At 39.9% G+C, this 19,155-nt stretch carries 14 protein-coding genes; 9 read left to right on the plus strand and 5 right to left on the minus strand.

Features of this window, described 5'->3' with window-relative positions; translation table 11 throughout:
* Positions 1-551: 551 nt before the first annotated feature.
* The 8 genes from J9537_RS01795 to J9537_RS01830 all read left to right on the plus strand — a co-directional run bounded on the left by J9537_RS01795 (position 552) and on the right by J9537_RS01830 (position 12,402).
* On the plus strand, positions 552-3,194 hold the full coding sequence (locus J9537_RS01795) for a cation-translocating P-type ATPase (protein WP_218256501.1): 2,643 nt from the start codon (positions 552-554) through the stop codon (positions 3,192-3,194).
* Positions 3,195-3,392: 198 nt separating this feature from the next.
* Positions 3,393-4,538 (plus strand): tRNA guanosine(34) transglycosylase Tgt, encoded by a 1,146-nt coding sequence (tgt, locus tag J9537_RS01800; RefSeq protein WP_010747142.1) that lies wholly within the window; start codon positions 3,393-3,395, stop codon positions 4,536-4,538.
* Between the two features lie 85 nt (positions 4,539-4,623).
* Positions 4,624-4,992, plus strand: a complete 369-nt coding sequence (gene yajC / locus J9537_RS01805; RefSeq protein WP_245001275.1) for a preprotein translocase subunit YajC — start codon at positions 4,624-4,626, stop codon at positions 4,990-4,992.
* A 264-nt stretch (positions 4,993-5,256) separates the two neighbouring features.
* On the plus strand, positions 5,257-6,849 hold the full coding sequence (locus J9537_RS01810) for a SpaA isopeptide-forming pilin-related protein (protein ID WP_218257306.1): 1,593 nt from the start codon (positions 5,257-5,259) through the stop codon (positions 6,847-6,849).
* A gap of 278 nt (positions 6,850-7,127) precedes the next feature.
* The gene (gene adhE, locus J9537_RS01815) at positions 7,128-9,728 is read left to right on the plus strand and encodes a bifunctional acetaldehyde-CoA/alcohol dehydrogenase (protein WP_218256502.1); all 2,601 of its coding nucleotides are present in this window, start codon (positions 7,128-7,130) and stop codon (positions 9,726-9,728) included.
* Positions 9,729-10,008: 280 nt separating this feature from the next.
* On the plus strand, positions 10,009-10,482 hold the full coding sequence (locus J9537_RS01820) for a hypothetical protein (protein WP_010747138.1): 474 nt from the start codon (positions 10,009-10,011) through the stop codon (positions 10,480-10,482).
* 137 nt (positions 10,483-10,619) lie between these two features.
* Positions 10,620-11,777 (plus strand): MFS transporter, encoded by a 1,158-nt coding sequence (locus J9537_RS01825; RefSeq protein WP_218256503.1) that lies wholly within the window; start codon positions 10,620-10,622, stop codon positions 11,775-11,777.
* The gene (locus J9537_RS01830; RefSeq protein WP_218256504.1) at positions 11,761-12,402 is read left to right on the plus strand and encodes a FadR/GntR family transcriptional regulator; all 642 of its coding nucleotides are present in this window, start codon (positions 11,761-11,763) and stop codon (positions 12,400-12,402) included. The genes J9537_RS01825 and J9537_RS01830 overlap by 17 nt, the downstream gene beginning before the upstream one ends.
* A gap of 18 nt (positions 12,403-12,420) precedes the next feature.
* On the opposite strand, the gene fni is transcribed toward J9537_RS01830, so the two are convergent.
* From fni to mvk, 4 genes are read right to left on the minus strand one after another with little or no spacing between them, the layout of a single operon-like run.
* Positions 12,421-13,464 carry a type 2 isopentenyl-diphosphate Delta-isomerase gene (gene fni / locus J9537_RS01835; protein ID WP_218256505.1) on the minus strand — a complete coding sequence of 348 codons (1,044 nt, stop codon included), beginning with the start codon at positions 13,462-13,464 and terminating at the stop codon, positions 12,421-12,423.
* Positions 13,454-14,542 (minus strand): phosphomevalonate kinase, encoded by a 1,089-nt coding sequence (locus tag J9537_RS01840; RefSeq protein ID WP_218256506.1) that lies wholly within the window; start codon positions 14,540-14,542, stop codon positions 13,454-13,456. The genes fni and J9537_RS01840 overlap by 11 nt, the downstream gene beginning before the upstream one ends.
* Entirely contained in the window at positions 14,543-15,532 is a 990-nt protein-coding gene (mvaD, locus tag J9537_RS01845; protein ID WP_218256507.1) for a diphosphomevalonate decarboxylase, read from the minus strand.
* Positions 15,525-16,466 (minus strand): mevalonate kinase, encoded by a 942-nt coding sequence (gene mvk / locus J9537_RS01850; RefSeq protein WP_218256508.1) that lies wholly within the window; start codon positions 16,464-16,466, stop codon positions 15,525-15,527. The genes mvaD and mvk overlap by 8 nt, the downstream gene beginning before the upstream one ends.
* A 383-nt stretch (positions 16,467-16,849) precedes the next feature.
* Between mvk and J9537_RS01855 the strand changes: the two genes are divergently transcribed.
* Positions 16,850-17,506 (plus strand): deoxynucleoside kinase, encoded by a 657-nt coding sequence (locus J9537_RS01855; RefSeq protein WP_028020537.1) that lies wholly within the window; start codon positions 16,850-16,852, stop codon positions 17,504-17,506.
* Between the two features lie 25 nt (positions 17,507-17,531).
* On the opposite strand, the gene J9537_RS01860 is transcribed toward J9537_RS01855, so the two are convergent.
* Positions 17,532-19,154 (minus strand): glycoside hydrolase family 13 protein, encoded by a 1,623-nt coding sequence (locus tag J9537_RS01860; RefSeq protein WP_218256509.1) that lies wholly within the window; start codon positions 19,152-19,154, stop codon positions 17,532-17,534.
* Position 19,155: the final 1 nt, after the last annotated feature.

Below are 19,155 nucleotides of genomic sequence, written 5' to 3' on the forward strand. Positions count from 1 at the left end.
AAAAAGCCAGGCTCTCGATTGCCTGGCTCTTAGAATATCGGAAGGATTAGTTCATTCGAATTTTATATTACTTTTTATGATACATGCAAAGTATTACATGAATTTCTTGACTATAAACATAAATATTTGTTTTTACTACGTTTTCACTTTTATTCAGTTTTAAGAAACTTTTTTCTTACTTACGTATCTTTTTACTTGTGTGTTTGATGTACTACTCAACCTCTGATACGCATTCACTATTTATAAAGAAATACTTCACACGTACACTCTTGACAACTTTTCGGTGAATCTTGTATTACTAACAATTTTATTGTTTACTTTTTTCTACTTTCTTATCGAGAAATCCTTCGAATGATCTAAGTTCCTCCTTCCTTGTATCTATAATATAGCACATTTGAGTTGTTTTTGGAAGCGATTACACTTGGTTATTTAGAAAGATTAATTTTGTTACTTTTTGATCAAAAGACAAGGTGTATGCTTTGAGTTAAGACTCTTTTCTGTGTTATAGTAATAATATAGACAGGTTTTTTATAACGAAAAGGAGGGATGGGATGGAACCCTACAAAGAGACGATAGATACCGTAGTTAGCGAATTTGACGCTGATTTAGCTGATGGATTGACGGAAGATAAAGTACAGGAACAAATAAAAAATAACGGAAAAAATAAATTTGATGAAGCGCCAAAGGAATCCTTGATTAAAAAATTTTTTCATAGTTTGACAGATTTTACAACGATTATTTTATTAGTTGCAGCAGTTATATCCCTTTATACCGCTATAGCGACTGATCATGGTGATTATTTCGAAAGTTTTCTAATTATAGCTATTGTTGTGATTAATTCGGTTTTAGCGATCGTGCAGGAAGGAAATGCGGAGAAAGCATTATCTGCTTTGCAAGATATGAATAAGCAGACAGCGACTGTCATGCGTGATGGAAAACAAGAAGAAATTGATGCTGAGAATCTTGTGCCGGGGGATACACTACTACTTGAATCTGGCTCAATGATCACTGCGGATGCAAGAATCGTAGAAGCGTCACAATTACGTGTAGAGGAATCAGCATTAACTGGTGAAAGTGAACCAGTGATGAAAGATCCAGAATATCAAGGCGAAGAGGACGATGCATTAGGTGATCGCTTGAATATGCTTTACAAAGGATCGACAGTAGTTAATGGTCGCGGGAAAGCAATCGTAACTGCAACTGGTATGAAGACTGAGATGGGAAAAATCGCCGGTCTTTTAAATAGTGATGAAACACAAAAAACACCTCTGCAAAAACGATTAAATCAATTAGGGAAACGGATCAGTTTGATCGCTTTGGCAGCTGCGGCTTTTGTGTTTTTCATTGGAGAGATGCAAGGCGAACCAATGTTGGATATGTTTATCACAGCGATTTCCTTAGCTGTGGCGGCCGTGCCGGAAACATTGACGGTTATTGTGACATTAACATTAGCCTATGGCGTTCAAAAAATGGCGCAAAAGAATGCGATTATTCGCCGATTACCAGCTGTGGAGACTTTAGGATCAGCAAACGTGATTTGTTCTGATAAAACTGGGACATTGACGCAAAACAAAATGCGTGTTCGTCGTGTCTGGACACATGGTGATTCGGTCGTTGATACTGAAGAAGGTATGACGGAAGAAGCGATGGAAGTTTTGAGCATTGCGGCTTTATGTACCGATGTCATTGTGGAAAATGATGACAATGAATTAGAAATTAAAGGCAATCCTACAGAAGCAGCAATTGTTCGCGCAGTAGAGGAAAATTATCATACGAAAGCTGAACTGGAAGAAAAATACCCGAGAATCGGTGAAATTCCTTTCGACTCTGATCGGAAAATGATGACGACTGTACATAAGCGCGGGAAGAAATTTATTTCTATTACTAAAGGTGCTTTCGACGTGTTACTACCAAAATTCCATTACGGGGATGTAGATCAGGCGGCGATCGTTAATGACCGTTTCGGGAAAAAAGCGTTACGAGTCATTGCTGTAGGTTATGCGATCCATGAAGAAGAACCTAAGGACATAACCTCGGAAGCATTAGAAAAAGATTTGCGCTTGATGGGCTTGATCGGTATGATTGATCCGCCAAGACCAGAATCAAAAGCAGCTATTGCACGTGCCAAAAAAGCAGGGATCAAAACAGTGATGATCACCGGGGACCATGTCGTTACTGCCGGAGCTATCGCCAAAGAATTAGGAATCATGAAAACTCGGAAAGAAGCGATCTCTGGTGCTCAATTACAAAAAATGAGTGATGAAGAGCTTGATGGACGTGTGAAGGACTTATCTGTTTATGCACGTGTGACACCAGAAGATAAAATTCGAATCGTCAAATCCTGGCAACGTACAGGCGCTGTCGTAGCGATGACTGGAGATGGCGTCAATGATGCTCCAGCATTAAAAGCGAGTGATGTTGGTTGTGCCATGGGAATCACCGGTACCGATGTTGCTAAAGGTGCAGCCGATATGGTGTTGACCGATGACAATTTCGCAACAATCGTTGATGCAGTAGCTCGTGGACGTTCTGTGTACCAAGGAATTCGTAAAGCAATCAACTTTTTATTAAGCTGTAATATCTCAGAAATTTTCATTGTAGTGATTGCAATGCTATTAGGCTGGGGTGCCCCGTTTACGGCAGTACAATTGTTGTTTGTAAACGTGGTAGCAGATGGGCTTCCTGGATTTGCGTTGGGGAGAGAACCGGCTGAAGCTGGAATCATGGATGAAAAACCAATTCCTCGCGATGAAGGAATCTTTGCTCGCGGTCTATGGGAAAAAATTGGTTTGAACGCAGCGGTCTTTACGGTTGTGACTCTGATTGGTTTCTATATTGGGGCATTTGTTGAACATGTTAGCTACTTTACGCCACCAAGTTTGGAAGTTGGGCAAACTGTTGCATTTCTAGTTTTAGCTTACTCATCAATCCTGCACGTATTTAATGTACGTAGTAGTAAATCGATTTTTAAAGTAGATTTAGCAACGAATAAATCATTGGCTCAAATGGCCTGGTTAGCATTAGGAATTACAACGGCAATTGCGCTAATTCCTCAGACACAAGAATTGTTCTATCTTGTACCAATCAGTATGAATCATTGGGTGATTGCGATCTTGCTTTCAATTGTACCAATCATAGTGAACGAGCTAATCAAGTTCCATAAAGCACCAGAAGTAGATCCGAAAAATATCTAGAAACGAACGTCTTCGATGGTCATTCTTTCCATCGAAGACTTTTTTTAATAGTAAGGGAAAGGTTATACGCAAAAAGAGATTTTGAGTCTGTTTAAGTTCTTCTTAGGATCGCTGTAAGAGAAGTTGCAAAAGCAAGTTAAAACCAGTATTATGGTACAAGTTGCAAACACATACATATAGAAGAAAGTAGGAAATTAAATGACTGAACCTGCCATTTCTTATCGTTTAATAAAGAAAGAAAAACATACAGGCGCACGCTTGGGCGAGATCATTACGCCTCACGGTACTTTCCCGACCCCTATGTTTATGCCCGTAGGGACGCTTGCTACAGTAAAAACAATGTCACCAGAAGAATTGAAGGAGATGGGTGCCGGCATTATCTTAAGTAATACCTACCACCTTTGGCTGCGTCCAGGAGAAGATTTGGTCGCTGAAGCAGGCGGCCTGCACAAATTTATGAATTGGGATCAGCCAATCTTAACCGATTCTGGCGGTTTCCAAGTCTTTTCACTGGCTGATATGCGCAATATCGTCGAAGAAGGAGTTCATTTTAAAAATCATTTAAATGGTTCGAAGATGTTCTTATCACCAGAAAAAGCGATCGATATTCAAAATAAATTAGGCTCAGATATTATGATGAGCTTTGATGAGTGTCCACCATTTGATGAAAGCTATGATTATGTCAAAAAATCTGTTGAACGTACGTCTCGCTGGGCTGAACGCGGCCTAAAAGCACATGCGAATCCAGCGACTCAAGGCCTATTCGGGATTATTCAAGGGGCTGGCTTTGAGGATCTACGACGTCAAAGCGCGAAAGATCTTGTAAGTATGGATTTTCCTGGCTATTCTATCGGCGGGCTTTCTGTTGGTGAGCCAAAGGAAGAAATGAACCGAGTATTAGAATTTACTACACCGTTAATTCCAGAAAACAAACCTCGATATCTTATGGGAGTTGGCGCAGCCGATTCATTAATAGATGGTGTCATACGCGGTGTTGACATGTTTGACTGCGTGCTGCCAACACGTATAGCACGTAATGGTACCTGTATGACGTCTGCTGGTCGATTAGTCGTTAAAAATGCGAAGTACGCTCATGATTTCCGTCCTCTAGATGAAAAGTGTGATTGCTATACTTGTCGTAATTATACACGTGCATATATTCGTCATTTGATCCACTGTGATGAAACCTTTGGGATTCGCCTGACTTCTTATCACAATTTGTATTTCTTGATCAACTTGATGAAGCAAGTTCGTCAAGCAATTATGGATGACAACTTATTAGAATTTCGTCAAGCCTTCTTTGAAGAATATGGTTTTAACAAGCAAAACGCAAAAAGTTTCTAAAGTCTGATTAAAAAGGCTAGTGTAACGCTGGAAACTTTGTTACAGTTAAAAGTGGATTTACTAAGAATGCGAGGGGAAATTTAAAATGGGAAACTTTTCAATGATTATCTTGCTAGTATTAATGCTGGGAATGTTCTTTATGATGAACCGTTCTCAAAAGAAACAACAGCAAGAACGTCAAAGTTTATTAGATGCAATGAAGGTCGGAGATAGCGTAGTTACTATTGGCGGACTTCATGGTGTGATCTCTGAGATCAACAACAACGATAAAACAGTTACGTTAGACTGTGAAGGAATTTATCTAGTATTTGATCGTTCTTCAATCAGAACGGTGAAGTCTGGTGTCCGTCCAGCGGCAGCCCCTGTTGAAACGGAAGTTGTTGAACCAGAAACAACAGAGCCTACTGAAACTGTCGTGGAAGAAAAACCTGAAGATAAAACAGAAGATAAGTAAGATTTATTATTGTTCTTACTATTATAATCGTTAAGGTGCGTAATTATACGCACCTTTTTTTTGTTTCCTCGCAAAAACCAGATTACTTATCAGCTGTTAAAAATAAGGAATATAAGATTTTAAAACCATCTCTTTTGCTGATGATAATCTGAGAAAATAAAAAAAGAGAGGTACTTTGCCAGTAGAGGAATCAGTACTAGGAAATAGTTATGACGCACGTGTTCTTTTGTTTAGTGGAATAAAACGATAGTGGAGGGGAAAAGAATGAGAGAAAGAAATGGTGTATCTATCCTTGTCCTTCTTTTGTTATTGGGGCTGAGTATGACAATGACTAGTGTGTTTTCTCCTGTGGTTACAAGCGCGGCGAAAGATGTTACAGACAAGGTAGAGGTTCTTGGGGTAGAAGTATCCAAAGAGAACGGGATTCAAGTTTCTGAAGCGAATAAAGTTCAAGTAGACGAGATTGTCCAATTGAGCTACTTATGGACCATTAGTACAGAAAACATGAAAGAAGTGGAAGCGGGAGATACATTTGCTTTTACGTTACCCGATGAACGGTTTCTCCATACTTATATAGAGGAGCCGACATTGGATTTGACTAATTCTGTCACCAAAGAGACGATTGGTCAGGCTTTTCTAAGAAATAATCGTTTTACTGTAAGACTTAATGACCTAGGAGCAAGTCAAAAAGAGCTGATAAATATTCCACTAACAATTAAAGTGAAAGCTGTAAAAGCAGGCAATAGTATTAATCTAGGAGGCAATGATTCGCTGACAAATCACAAATTGACAATTATCGATTCAGTAACTTCAAAGGCTAGTCCAATCCAAGTAGAAGCCCAAGTAACAGGAATTGGTGACTTGCCTGAATTTCAACATTTCGAATATGTGATCGTGGATCAAGCAGAACCTGTTAAAGCAGTTGCTTATGGGATTACTGAAAAAAAGATAGTAAAAAAAGGGGAAGTAGTCAAAGTTTCCTTCTATAAAAATAAGTCTCCTCAGAGAAAGTATTTAGACAGGATCGAGGGTTTGAAAGACTGGAAGTCATTGTTAAGCGATGGACACAGCTATTTAATTCGTGAGGTTTCTACTCCAGGGTATCAAACAGTAATTACAGGCGGAGCTGGTGAAGGAAATCAATATAATTTTCGAACTCAAAATACCCAAACCAATAAATTTCTTGTCTTAAATCAAATTTCCTTAAGAGGACAGGTCTCTAGTGATCAAGTTTTTGTTCCTGCGACAGCTATTCTTCAGAGTCGAAAGGAACAGTCAGAAATAACAATTGGAAAACCTTCTACAAAAGAAAAGATGACAGCTCAAAAGTCTACTACCCCTACTTCAACCACTAGTTCAGAGAATAAGGACGGTATCAATTTAACTAAAATCGATTCGGTAACAGGAGAGAAGCTCTCAGGTGCAGAATTTGAATTAAGCAACGAGAAGGGAGAGAAGATGTATCTTCGTAAGAAGCTAATAACGGATAAGAATGGCCTGCTGCACATTCATCCGTTGCCAGAAGGTAACTATTCATTAGTAGAAATAAGAGCACCTGAAGGCTATACATTGAATAATGAGCCGATAACATTTACCTTTACCAAAAAAAATAAGCGAATCTCCTTAACAAAAGAGAATATCAAGGAAGGCGAGACAGCAGCTACGAAAAAGAATGCTTCAAAAGAAATGGACACAACAAAAGAAAGCAGCCGCGAACAATCAAGCCAATCAGCATCAACTGCAACTAAAAAACAATATCCAAAAACAGGGATGTCTAATAATAAACTTCTCTCTATTATAGGCTGCATCTTCTTGATAGGGTCAGTTTTTGTATTAAGTGCTAAAAGGACCAGTTAATGCAGACTTAATAGAAATTCATTTGGGTAGCCACTAATTTCGTATAATCCGAAAAAGCAATTATCAGGTAAATTACACTTGTGAAAAAAGTTCTTTAGAAGAGTAAAGAATTAGTTAAAGTTACTATAAAAACAAATGTTACGAAAGTCTTTAAAATAGGGAGTTTGTTAATAAAACGAAATGGTGTGAAAAAAATCACAAAAACTATTTACAAACGATCGGCTGTGTTGTATGATGTGTATGTGAAAAGTAACACAAAAATTTTTAGGAGGATACACATGGCTAAAGCGATTGAAAAGGAAAAAGACGCGATCAGCGTTGAGCAAGTGATTGATGAATTAGCGGCAAAAGCAAATGTTGCTCTGAAAGAAATGGAAGATTTCGATCAAGAAAAAGTTGACCATATCGTTCATGAAATGGCAATGGCTGCACTAGACAAACACATGATGTTGGCAAAAATGGCGGTTGAAGAAACTGGCCGTGGGATTGTCGAAGATAAGGCAATCAAAAATATGTACGCATCAGAGTATATTTGGAACAGCATCAAACATGATAAGACAGTTGGCGTAATCGGTGAAGACAAACAAAAAGGGTTAATTGAAGTTGCCGGACCTGTCGGTGTTGTTTGTGGGGTAACACCTACCACGAACCCAACTTCTACTACAATCTTCAAATCAATGATTGCATTGAAAACAGGGAATCCAATCGTTTTTGCATTCCATCCAAGTGCTCAAAAATGTTCAGCTGAAGCTGCACGTATCGTTCGTGATGCTGCAATCGCAGCGGGCGCTCCTGAAAACTGTATCCAATGGATCGAAAAGCCATCGATCGACGCAACTTCAATGTTAATGAATCACCCAGGTGTAGCAATCGTCCTTGCGACTGGCGGACCTGGCATGGTTAAATCAGCATATTCTACTGGGAAACCAGCTTTAGGTGTAGGTGCTGGTAACGTACCTTCATACATTGAAAAAACTGCAAAAATCAAACGTGCGGTAAATGATTTGATCGTTTCTAAATCTTTTGATAACGGAATGATTTGTGCTTCTGAACAAGCGGTCATCGTTGACAAAGAAGTCTATGAAGAAGTAAAAGCTGAATTCCAAGCACATCAAGTATATGTAGTGAAGAAAGCAGAATTGAAGAGATTAGAAGACGCTGTAATGAACGAAGGAAAATATGCAGTAAATCCTGCAATCGTTGGTCATTCAGCTGAAGATATCGCGCAACGCGCAGGAATCAAAGTTCCAGCGGGAACTAAAATCCTGATTGCGGAATTAGATGGCGTGGGTGCGGATTATCCATTATCTCGTGAAAAACTTTCTCCAGTTTTAGCTATGATTAAAGCAAATGATCACCAACATGGATTTGATCTTTGCCAAGGCATGCTTGAGTTAGGCGGATTAGGACATACAGCGGTTATCCATACTGAAGATGAAGATTTACAAGTGAAATTCGGCTTACGTATGAAAGCTTGCCGTATCTTAGTAAATTCACCATCTGCTGAAGGCGGTATCGGTGACATCTACAATGAAATGATCCCATCATTGACTCTTGGTTGTGGTTCATACGGTAAGAACTCTGTATCTAAGAACGTATCTGCTATTAACTTAATCAATGTTAAAACTATAGCGAAACGGAGAAATAATATGCAATGGTTTAAATTACCATCAAAAATCTACTTCGAAAAGAACTCTCTATTGTATTTGACGCAAATGGAAAATGTTGAACGTGTTATGTTAGTTTGTGACCCTGGTATGGTTCAATTTGGGTATGCTGACATCGTTCGCGAAGTTCTTGGACGTCGTAAAAATGACGTGAAAATCGAAGTGTTCTCTGATGTTGAACCAAACCCTTCAACAAACACTGTTTACAAAGGGCTAGAAATGTTCAACGAGTTCCAACCAGATACAGTCATCGCTCTTGGTGGTGGTTCAGCAATGGATGCGGCGAAAGGCATGTGGATGTTCTTTGAACACCCAGACACTTCATTCTTCGGCGCGAAACAAAAATTCTTAGATATTCGTAAACGGACTTATAATATCGGCAAACCTGAAAAAACTCAGTTCGTATGTATCCCGACAACTTCTGGTACTGGTTCTGAAGTAACACCATTTGCCGTTATTACAGATAGTGAAACACACGTGAAATACCCATTAGCAGATTACGCGTTAACACCGGATGTAGCGATTGTTGACCCTCAATTTGTTATGACAGTACCTGCTTCAGTAACAGCTGATACTGGTATGGACGTATTGACACATGCGATCGAGTCTTATGTATCTGTTATGGCATCTGACTATACTCGCGGATTAAGCTTACAAGCAATCAAGATCGTTTTTGAAAACCTTGAAAAATCTGTTAAAACAGCTGATCCAGAAGCACGTGAAAAAATGCATAACGCATCAGCGATGGCTGGTATGGCGTTTGCCAATGCATTCTTAGGAATTTGTCACTCAATTGCCCATAAAATTGGTGGAGAATATGGTATTCCTCACGGACGTACGAACGCAATTCTATTGCCTCATATCATCCGTTACAATGCCAAAGATCCTCAAAAACATGCGATGTTCCCTAAATACGACTACTTCCGTGCGGATACTGATTATGCTGATATTGCTAAATTCTTAGGACTTAAAGGCAATACAACTGCAGAATTAGTGGAAGCACTAATCGAAGCAGTTTACAACTTAGGAGCAACTTGTGGTATTGATATGAACTTGAAAGCGCAAGGCGTGACTCAAGAAACATTGAATACAACAGTGGATCGTATGGCTGAGTTAGCTTACGAAGACCAATGTACAACAGCTAACCCTAAAGAACCATTAATCAGCGAGCTGAAAGAAATCATCGTAACAGCTTACGATTACAAAGCGTAGAGCTTAGCAAGAGCCCTCTTTATGAGGGTTCTTTTTTTTTGAACATTTCCTATCCTTTTAGGCAAACAAATAGTAAATGAATAGCTGTCTAAATAATTTCGATCGATGTCCCAAAGACAATAGCGAGTTATGGGAAATTTATATATTTTTTAGAAAAAAATAATTTCGATTGTTTTTATTTAAAAGATTCAATTTTTTTAGGAAAAATGAATCTCTTTGATTGTTATAGTCTGTGAAAAACGATAGACTAGAATTAGGATAAGAAGAAGGGTTCGAGGGCATGGAGAAGCTGAAGCGAGAGATAAAAGAACTAAGTGAATCAAATGCGCGTTTAGGTGCATTAATTGATTATTTAACAAATGAAAAGAAGTTAATGGCAAGTAAAGCAAATCATATCTTTATGTTAGATATGCAAGATTATGTTGCCGCGTTGAGTCGCTTGGCTCCCTCGGATTCAAAATTTTCTGTGGCACCTCCTGAAATCAAGCAAATCAATCGACTTTTGACGCAGCAATACGAACTGATGAAACTGGTTCAAAGAGATTATGCTCGTCTTGAGGTTTCTGGGAATTTACCAGAGGAGCTAGAGTTCGATGCGAGCAAGAAAAAGCATTTTAGACGCTTGCAGATTATTAATCAGTTATTACTGCAAGACAATATCTATTTTCAATCTATGCTGGATGCAAAAAAAATCAGCGGAAATATTCGGATCGGTGAGAAGAAAAACTGGCTGCAACGACTACTTAGAAGATAAAGAAATCCATTCGTGGGTTTCTTTTTTTTTTGATTTTTGAATTAGATGACACAAATAAAGAACGACGAATTGATGTGCTCTCCAATAAATGATATGATGTTTTAAAATACATCATATGAATTTGAAAGGAGTGCATCATGAAAAATAAAAAAATGATTTTTGTGGTATTTATCGTAGCGTTGAATCTTCGATTGGGGATTTCATCCATACCGCCATTAATTGGAATGATCAAGCAGGACTTGCAGCTGAACAATTTTCAAGTAAGTTTATTAACAAGTATTCCTGTAATATGCATGGGCATGATGGCGTTTGGTGTCAAACGAATGCAGCAACAATTCGGTCGTGATCGAAGCATTCTGGCTTGTCTATTTTTATTGGCGATAGCAACCGCCAGTCGGGGAATATTTTCAAGTTATATAAGTTTAGTCGTTTCTGCTATTGTCATTGGCTTTTCAATCGCAATCATCGGTCCCTTGCTTTCAAGCTTGATTAAGGAGTTTTTTCCAAAACAAACAGGCTTGCTAATTGGTATTTATTCAATCAGTATGGGGGTGGGATCGGCTACGGCATCGAGGTTTAGTCTTTCGTTAGCTAAAAACACTTGGCCCTTTGCGTTAGGAATTTGGAGTCTGTTAGCTATTCTAGCGGGATTAATTTGGTTCGTTATGATGGGAAAGAAGTCTGTTCAAATGATGAGCTCAGTAGCTAAAGTAAAGGGGTTTCCACTTAGTAATAAGCAAGCTTGGAAGATGGTTCTATTTTTTGGCTTACAATCAGGCATGTTTTATGGAATGAGCACGTGGTTAGTCGAACTGCTTGTTCAAAAAGGTTTTTCTCGTGAGACAGCTAGTCAATACTTAACATTATTTGTGATTGTGCAAATGCTTTTTAGTTTTGTCATTCCAGTATTGATGGACCATTGGGGAAAGAGCCGAAATTGGATCATTCTTTGTGGCGTAATGATCGTTTTGGGAATAGTCTGCTTGATGATGAATGTGTTTTTTCTCTTGATTGGCGGCATTTTTCTGATTGGTTTTGGTCTAGGCGGTTATTTTCCTATAGCGATGTTGTTGCCGCTTCAGGCTAGTGAGGATCCTTTAGAGGCAAGTTTATGGACAGGGATGATCCAATCTTTTGGCTATATTGTGGGTGGAATGATTCCGATTCTTTTAGGGATTTTTGTCGATATTTTTAAATCCTTCAACATCTTCTTATATGGTATGATTATTTTGTGTAGCGGGATACTACTACTGACAATTCAAGGAAGAGGCTATGAGAATGACGAAAAATCGTAATCTGGTGAACGAAACGATTCAACAGCTGGAGAATTACATTCAGCAAAAAGAGCTGATGATAGGAGATAAACTACCCGTCGAAAAGGAATTAGCTGAGTTTTTTGGTGTTGGTCGTTCCACATTGCGTGAAGCGGTTAAAATTCTAGCTTTTAGTAATATTTTAGAGGTGAAGCAAGGTTCTGGAACCTTCATCAAAAATGGCATAATCGGTGAGTATTCGACGAAGGAGCTTTTGCAGGCACGATCTATGATTGAGACCCAAGCGTCTATCATGGCAGCAAAACACCAAACGGATAAGGAAATGCTGGAGTTGAAAGAAGTGTTGTTTCAACGGAATCAGCTGCTGGAAGCGGGGAAATTTTCCGAATACATTGATGCAGATTTGACTTTCCATCAACAAATTGTTTCTATGAGTCGCAATCCCTTTTTAATCAAGTGGTACAATGAGCTACTTCCTGATATAAAATTACATTTGAGTCAACAGGTCTTGCGAATGGAAGCGTATCAGGATAATACAAGTTTGCATAATAAGATTTATCGGGCATTACTTGATAGGAAAGTGGAAGAAGTTCAGGCGATGATTCAAAAAAATATTTCTATAGACGAAGAGGACGCAATGATTTGATCGCATCCTCTTTTTTGGCTAGCAGCGTACCGCTAATTTTTTATAATCAATTCCTCGAGCTTGGCACCATTCTTTTGGCGCACCGCTTAGAATAATAGGGTTATGAATCAAATCAGTCGTTGCGGCTTTATCCGTCATAAGGTACAGGCGATGCAACTGTATCTTCCAGTCTTCAATCAATTCGATTGTCGCGTCAATGCCATTACTTATAAGGTGATCTAAGATGGCTGCTGAAATGCCGACAGCCTTAGCGCCTAAACAGAGTGCTTTAAAAATATCATACGCGTCGCGAATGCCGCCAGAAGCCAAAATGGTCATATCCTCGATTGTTTGGGCTTCTAGCAGTGAGATAACTGTTGATTGACCCCAATCATCCAAATAGTCCAATTCTCGTTTTTTCCGACGAGCATTTTCAATTTGAGAAAAGCTCGTGCCACCGCGTCCTGAGACATCTGCTGCTTGAGCGCCAAGCAATTGCAGCTGCTGGATGGTTTCTTTGCTCATACCGAAGCCGACCTCCTTCACAATCACCGGAACAGATAATTGCTGGATGGTTTCTTCGATATTTTTTTGCCATTCATGAAAATCGCGATCGCCCTCAGGCATGACAAGTTCTTGTGGTACATTCAGATGAATCTGCATGCCATCTGCTTGTAGCAGATCTACGATTTTTTTTGCATCTTCACTGGTTCTTCCTGCCCCCATGTTCCCTAAGATCAAGCCATTGGGATTTACTTCCCGAACTACGGTATAGGAATCGGCAACACTAGGGTCCTTTAATGCTGCGCTAACTGAACCAGTAGCCATCATTAGGCCGGTTTCTCGAGCAATGATTGCTAAATCATGATTGATTTTTTTTGTTTTTTTACTGCCACCAGTCATGGCATTGATGTAGAAGGGGACACTGAGCTTTAGTCCTAAAATATCTGTGCTCAAGTCAATTTCTTCTGGACGTGTATTGACCAAAGAAGAATGAACGAGACGAATTGCGTCGAAATCATTTTCTTTGGGTTTCTGATGAAAAGCTCTAGCTAATGAAACATGTTCATCCTTACGATTCATGACGATCCTCCGTAAGATGGTAGACATGTAAAGGTAACGGGGTGATGCCCGCTTTTTCCCACGAACTCATCAACGGTAAGATACCGGCACGTTTATCAACAATCACGATTCCGCAATCGCCACCGCCTGCGCCAGAAGATTTTGCGGCGCCGCCATATTTTTCTGCTAGGTCATTCAAGCGTTTCAATTCTTCGGTCTCAATGGATACGTTGCTTAGGCTAGTAAGCTGATTTAATAAACTGCGGTTTTTGCGAATCATTTTTTGGATCAAAGCAATATCGTTTTGTTTGAAGCCTTGGATCATTAGATCTACGCAGTTTTTACTCTCGTTTAAGAAATTCTCATAAGAGTTTTTCTTTTCCTCACGGGATTGATGAACTTGATCCACTAAATCTGAAGTTGATGCTGGACTGCCAGTCCAGCCAATCAATAAGCGCAAATCTTCGGGAACTTGCAAGGGTTCGATCTTTAGATTTGGCCAATCACTTTCAATCAAGGTAGTCATTTTTTCAGTAGCTAATTTTTCCAATACCCAATCATGATCAAAGGTTGAAAATGCGAGCCAGCCGCCATAACAGCTAGCTGCGATATCGCCGCAGGAGCCGTTGCCTTGGACGTTCAGGTGAGCCAGTGTAGCCAGTTTGAATAATTCAAGTTGAGAAAGATTTAGTTCGTAAAATGCGTTCAGTGCTTTGACAGTAGCCACTGTTACAGCGCCGCTGGAGCCTAAACCGTATTTTCGTCCATTGGAATTATCTAATTCGCTGGTAACCTTTAGGTCGAAGAAGGCTAGCTGCTTACCTTTTTCTTGAGCGAATTTTTCAGTAAAGTGAATGGCAGCCAATATATAATGGAACGGATTGTCTCGAATATCTAAGACTAATTCATTTTTACGTCGTGTCCAACGAATCGGCATGTCGCTATATTGAGCGGATTGGATACTGCCGCTTTTTTTAGCTGGACCAATAGAGACGGAAATGAATTGATCGATCGCAACGATGATTGCCGGATGTCCCGGTTCAACGACCGCATATTCACCGGCGATGTATAATTTTCCAGGTGCAGTCACTTCGATCATTTAATTCTCCTCCTCTGACAAGATTTCAATAGCAGAACCAGCATGAGCAACAACGATTTGTTGTGGGTTAAAGTGGTCTTTTAAGGTATCTAACAATGCTTCTTCATTTTTACGTTCAACTAGAATTTTGACATTGGGACCAGCATCCATCGTAAAATAACAAGCCAGCCCATTTTCTCTGATCTGACGAACGAGATTCATCGCCTTCATACTTTCTGCTGACCAATAGGTAAATGGGGGAGTTGCCGCTAAAGTCGTTCCATGCATTTTTAAGGCACTGGCTTCAGTGACTTCTCCAAGAGCAGTAAAATCTTTATCCTCGATGGCTTTTCGTGCTTTCTTAAGATCTTGCGGTACAGTCTGTAGCCAGCCGTTATAGAAAGCAGAGGTTTCGACTGTTCGCTGCATACCGTCGCGGCTGGAGATGTCTTTTTGTGCGTCGTTAACCACTATGAAGAGCATACTAAGCTCGTTTTCAAAGCCGTCACTAGGAATGTTGATAGCAAAAGAAGAGTCATCGGAGTCGCCCTTTTGCCATTCAGCAAACCCGCCGTAAATGCTACGACAAGCAGAGCCTGATCCGCGTCGAGCCAAACGGGATAATTCTTCTGGTGACAGGTCTAAATTTAGCGCTGCACTGGCTGCACCAGCTAAAGCGGCTAAGCCGCTAGCAGAAGAAGCCAAGCCAGCTGCTGTAGGGACAAAGTTTTGACTTTTGACAACTGCGGCCAAGTTCGTGCTTGCTTTAGCTCGCACTAAATCAAGAAAGCGACTCACTTTTAGGGTCGCTTTCGAATCCTGCAGTTGATTGTCTAGATAGAAGAGATCCTCGGACACGTCTTCTGAAAAAGTAACGCTTGTTTCAGTATAGAACGCATCCAATGTTAGGGATAAGCTGTTATTCATTGGAATGATCAGCTCTTGATTTTCTTTCCCCCAATATTTTATCAAGGCAATATTCGTATAAGCCCGAGCTTTTCCATTAAACATGCGCATAGACACCTAACCCTTCGATCCATGTATTTCGTGCGCCTGCATCCAATAGAATCTGTTGCAATTGTCGCCCGCTTGTTTCGTCTTCAGCTACAGCAATCATGCAGCCGCCACGACCGCCGCCAGTTAGCTTCGCGCCTAAAGCGTGATTTTCTAATGCCGTTTCAATCAAATGATCTAAATGCCGATTGCTCGTTCCTAATAAACGCAATAGACCTTGTGCTTGATTCATACAATCGCCTAAAATTTGTGGTCGATTTTGTAAAATGGCTTTTTGAGCCTGGGCAGTCAATTTACCCAGTGTTTGCATTTGCTTATTCGTTTCGTAAGGACGCATTTCCATTAGTTTAGCAATGTCCTTAACCGCTTTACGAGTCTGTCCCTTAACGCCGGTATCGGCCACTACTAAAAAGGCATCCATGTTCAATTGGAAGGGTTGGAAACCAATCCCTTTCTGATAAAGAATTGGTTCAGTACCGCTAATAGTGGTCGCATCAATCCCGCTAGGATTTCCGTGCGCCACAGCTTCTGCTTGATTTACGAAATGCAGCACATTTTCCTGAGTGGCTGGTTCTTCCATCCAATCAAAGACAGCACGAGTAATCGCGACTGCTACCGCTGCGCTAGAGCCCATTCCGCGTTCTGCTGGAATCGTACTTTCTATTTTTAAATAAAATGGTTCTGGAATTTTGAAATGCTTTACCAAATACCAAAGTAAGACCGTAACATTGCGCATTGTATTAGGCGCTTCTGAAAGCGGTCCGTGAAAGAAACTGGATTCAATCCACGATTCTAATTTATTCGCGCGAATCGTTGCTTGGATTCCTGTTCCTGAAAAGGGAAAAGCAATCGCTGGTTCTCCATAGACAACCGAGTGTTCTCCCATTAATATAATTTTCCCACTGGCATAACCCGTGCCAATCGATTTCATTAAAAAAACCCCTATTTCGTTTTAGAGTAACTATTCCCAAAAAAATATTTCTGCAGTTTATTGCTGTCTGCTAATGATTTTAAAGCAATTATTTTTCTAGTGAAAGCAATACGTTTTTTTGTATTCCACCTGAATAAACAGGGGTTGATTTTTCTTTATAACGACTATTTATTTATTTCTCTTTTTCATTTTACTCAGAGAAAGCCGACAAGTAAACGAAACCCTTGAAAAGATTTTGAAAATCAACGATTTTTTAAACATTCCTTAGAAGAAGGAAATGCTTTTTTTTAGAAGTATTTCAATTGACGGCACAAGATATTGGGGGTATATTAGATAAGTTGAAAAAAACGCACTATATTTTGTATGAAATGAGTTGGAGGTTTATGAGCGTGATCGTATTAGCAGGAACCATTGGAGCAGGGAAATCAAGTTTGACCGCGATGCTGTCAGAGCATTTAGGCAGTCAAGCTTTTTATGAATCCATTGATGATAATGAAGTATTGCCGCTGTTTTATGCTGATCCAGAACAGTATGCATTTTTACTACAGATTTACTTTTTGAATAAACGTTTTGACAGCATCAAAAAAGCGATGCAGGATGATAACAATGTTTTGGATCGTTCGATCTATGAAGATTCATTATTGTTTCATTTAAACGCCGATCTTGGTCGTGCAACTGAGACGGAAGTTAAGGTCTACGATGAATTATTAGCGAATATGATGGAAGAGCTGCCTTACGCCGCTCACAAAAAACATCCTGATTTATTAGTGCATATTCGAGTTTCCTTTGAAACGATGATGGAACGTATTCAAAAACGTGGACGAGAGTACGAACAATTAGAATTTGATCCAACACTCTATGATTATTATAAAGAATTAAATAGCCGGTACGACCAATGGTATGAAGAGTACAATGAGAGCCCTAAAATTCAAATTGACGGTGATCGTTTGAACTTTGTAGATGATGCGGCAGCTCGTGATGAAGTGATTCGTTTGATCGATGAAAAAATTTTAGAAGTTCAAGGCGCAGTAGTGGAATAATCAAAAGATGCTTAACTCAATGGGGTTAAGCATCTTTTTTTACCACTATCGCCTCGAAAGGACGTAATGTCACTGTTTTTTTCCACGATGGGTCGGGGTAATTTGCCAGTAATATCGTAGTTGCTGTATTTATCCAACGGTTTGGTAGAGTAACAGATTGTGGCTGATCGCTCAAGTTAGTGATGACATAGGCTTCATCGGATACTGTTTTGCGTGTATAAGCCCAGACTGTCGGGTGTTTTGGCAATTCAATTTGATAACTTCCAGAAATAAAAACAGGCATTGATTTTCTCAATGAGATCAACTTTTTATAGTAGTTGAGCGGAGAGAAAAGATCCGCTTGCTGCATAGCAACATTGATTTTGTCAGTGTTAGGATTTACCTTCATCCAAGGCAGGCTATTAGAAAAACCGCCGAGGTTATTCCAATGCATTGGAGTGCGAGAGTGATCCCGAGTCCAATGAGTGGTTAAACGTAGAGCTTCCTCAGGCGACAATCCTTGTTCAAGCCAAGCATGATAGGATGTCAATGAATCTGTCGCGTTCACTTCATCGATCGATTCGAAAGGATAATTGGTCATTCCTAATTCTTGTCCTTGGTAGATAAAGGGTGTTCCTCTTAAGAGCATATAGGCAGTTGCTAGTGCGGATGCCGACTCACTTGTTCCGTTTCCAAAAACGGAATTGCTACGGGGGTTGTCATGATTATCGATATAAAGTGCATTCCACCCTATCGGCTGCAGGTCTTTTTGCCATCGTGACAAGACTTTTTTGAACCCTAAGAGATCGCCCACCTCTTTCCCAGGTTCTCCGCTTCGAACTTGGTGCTCTAATTCAAAGATCATATCGATATAACCGTCTTCTTCATGTGTCCAAAATGGAGCTTTCTTACTATTGACTCCGCTGGCTTCACCGACAGTCATAATGTCGTAGCTGCGGAAGATTTCTCGCAATTCAGACATATATGTTTCGATACCAGCGACATTCATGAAAGGTGCCCATGGATTATCGGTAATTTTAAAATCCCAAGGTTCTTTTTGAATGTGACTAATCGCATCTAAACGAAAACCGTCGATACCAAAATCGAGCCACCAGCGAATCATTTGATAGATTTCTTCCCGCACTGCTGGATTTTTCCAGTTGAGATCAGGCTGTTCTTTTGCGAAAACATGAAAATACGCTTGCTTCGTTTGCTGGTCATAGGTCCAAGTTGATCCTCCAAAAAAACTTTGCCAATTATTAGGCATTTTTTCAGGGGTTGCATCAGCCCACAGATAATAATCTCGATAAGGATTTTCTCTGTCTTTTCTTGATTCGATGAACCAAGGATGCTGATCACTGGTGTGGTTTACTACTAAATCCATGATGAGACGAATCCCTTGCGCATGAGCTGCTTCGAGTAAGTTCTTCAAGTCCTCAAGTGTACCAAATTCGGGATTGATTGCTTGATAATCGGAGATGTCATAGCCGTTATCTATGTTGGGGCTTTGATAGATAGGGTTGAGCCAAATAAAATCAATCCCTAATTCTTTCAAATAGGGAAGTTTTGACTGGATTCCTTTTAGATCACCAATTCCATCATCATTGCTATCCATGAAACTGCGGGGATAGATTTGATATCCTACAGCATTTTTCCACCATTTACTCATT

This window comes from Enterococcus raffinosus (assembly GCF_019175485.1).
GTDB classification, from domain to species: domain Bacteria; phylum Bacillota; class Bacilli; order Lactobacillales; family Enterococcaceae; genus Enterococcus_A; species Enterococcus_A raffinosus.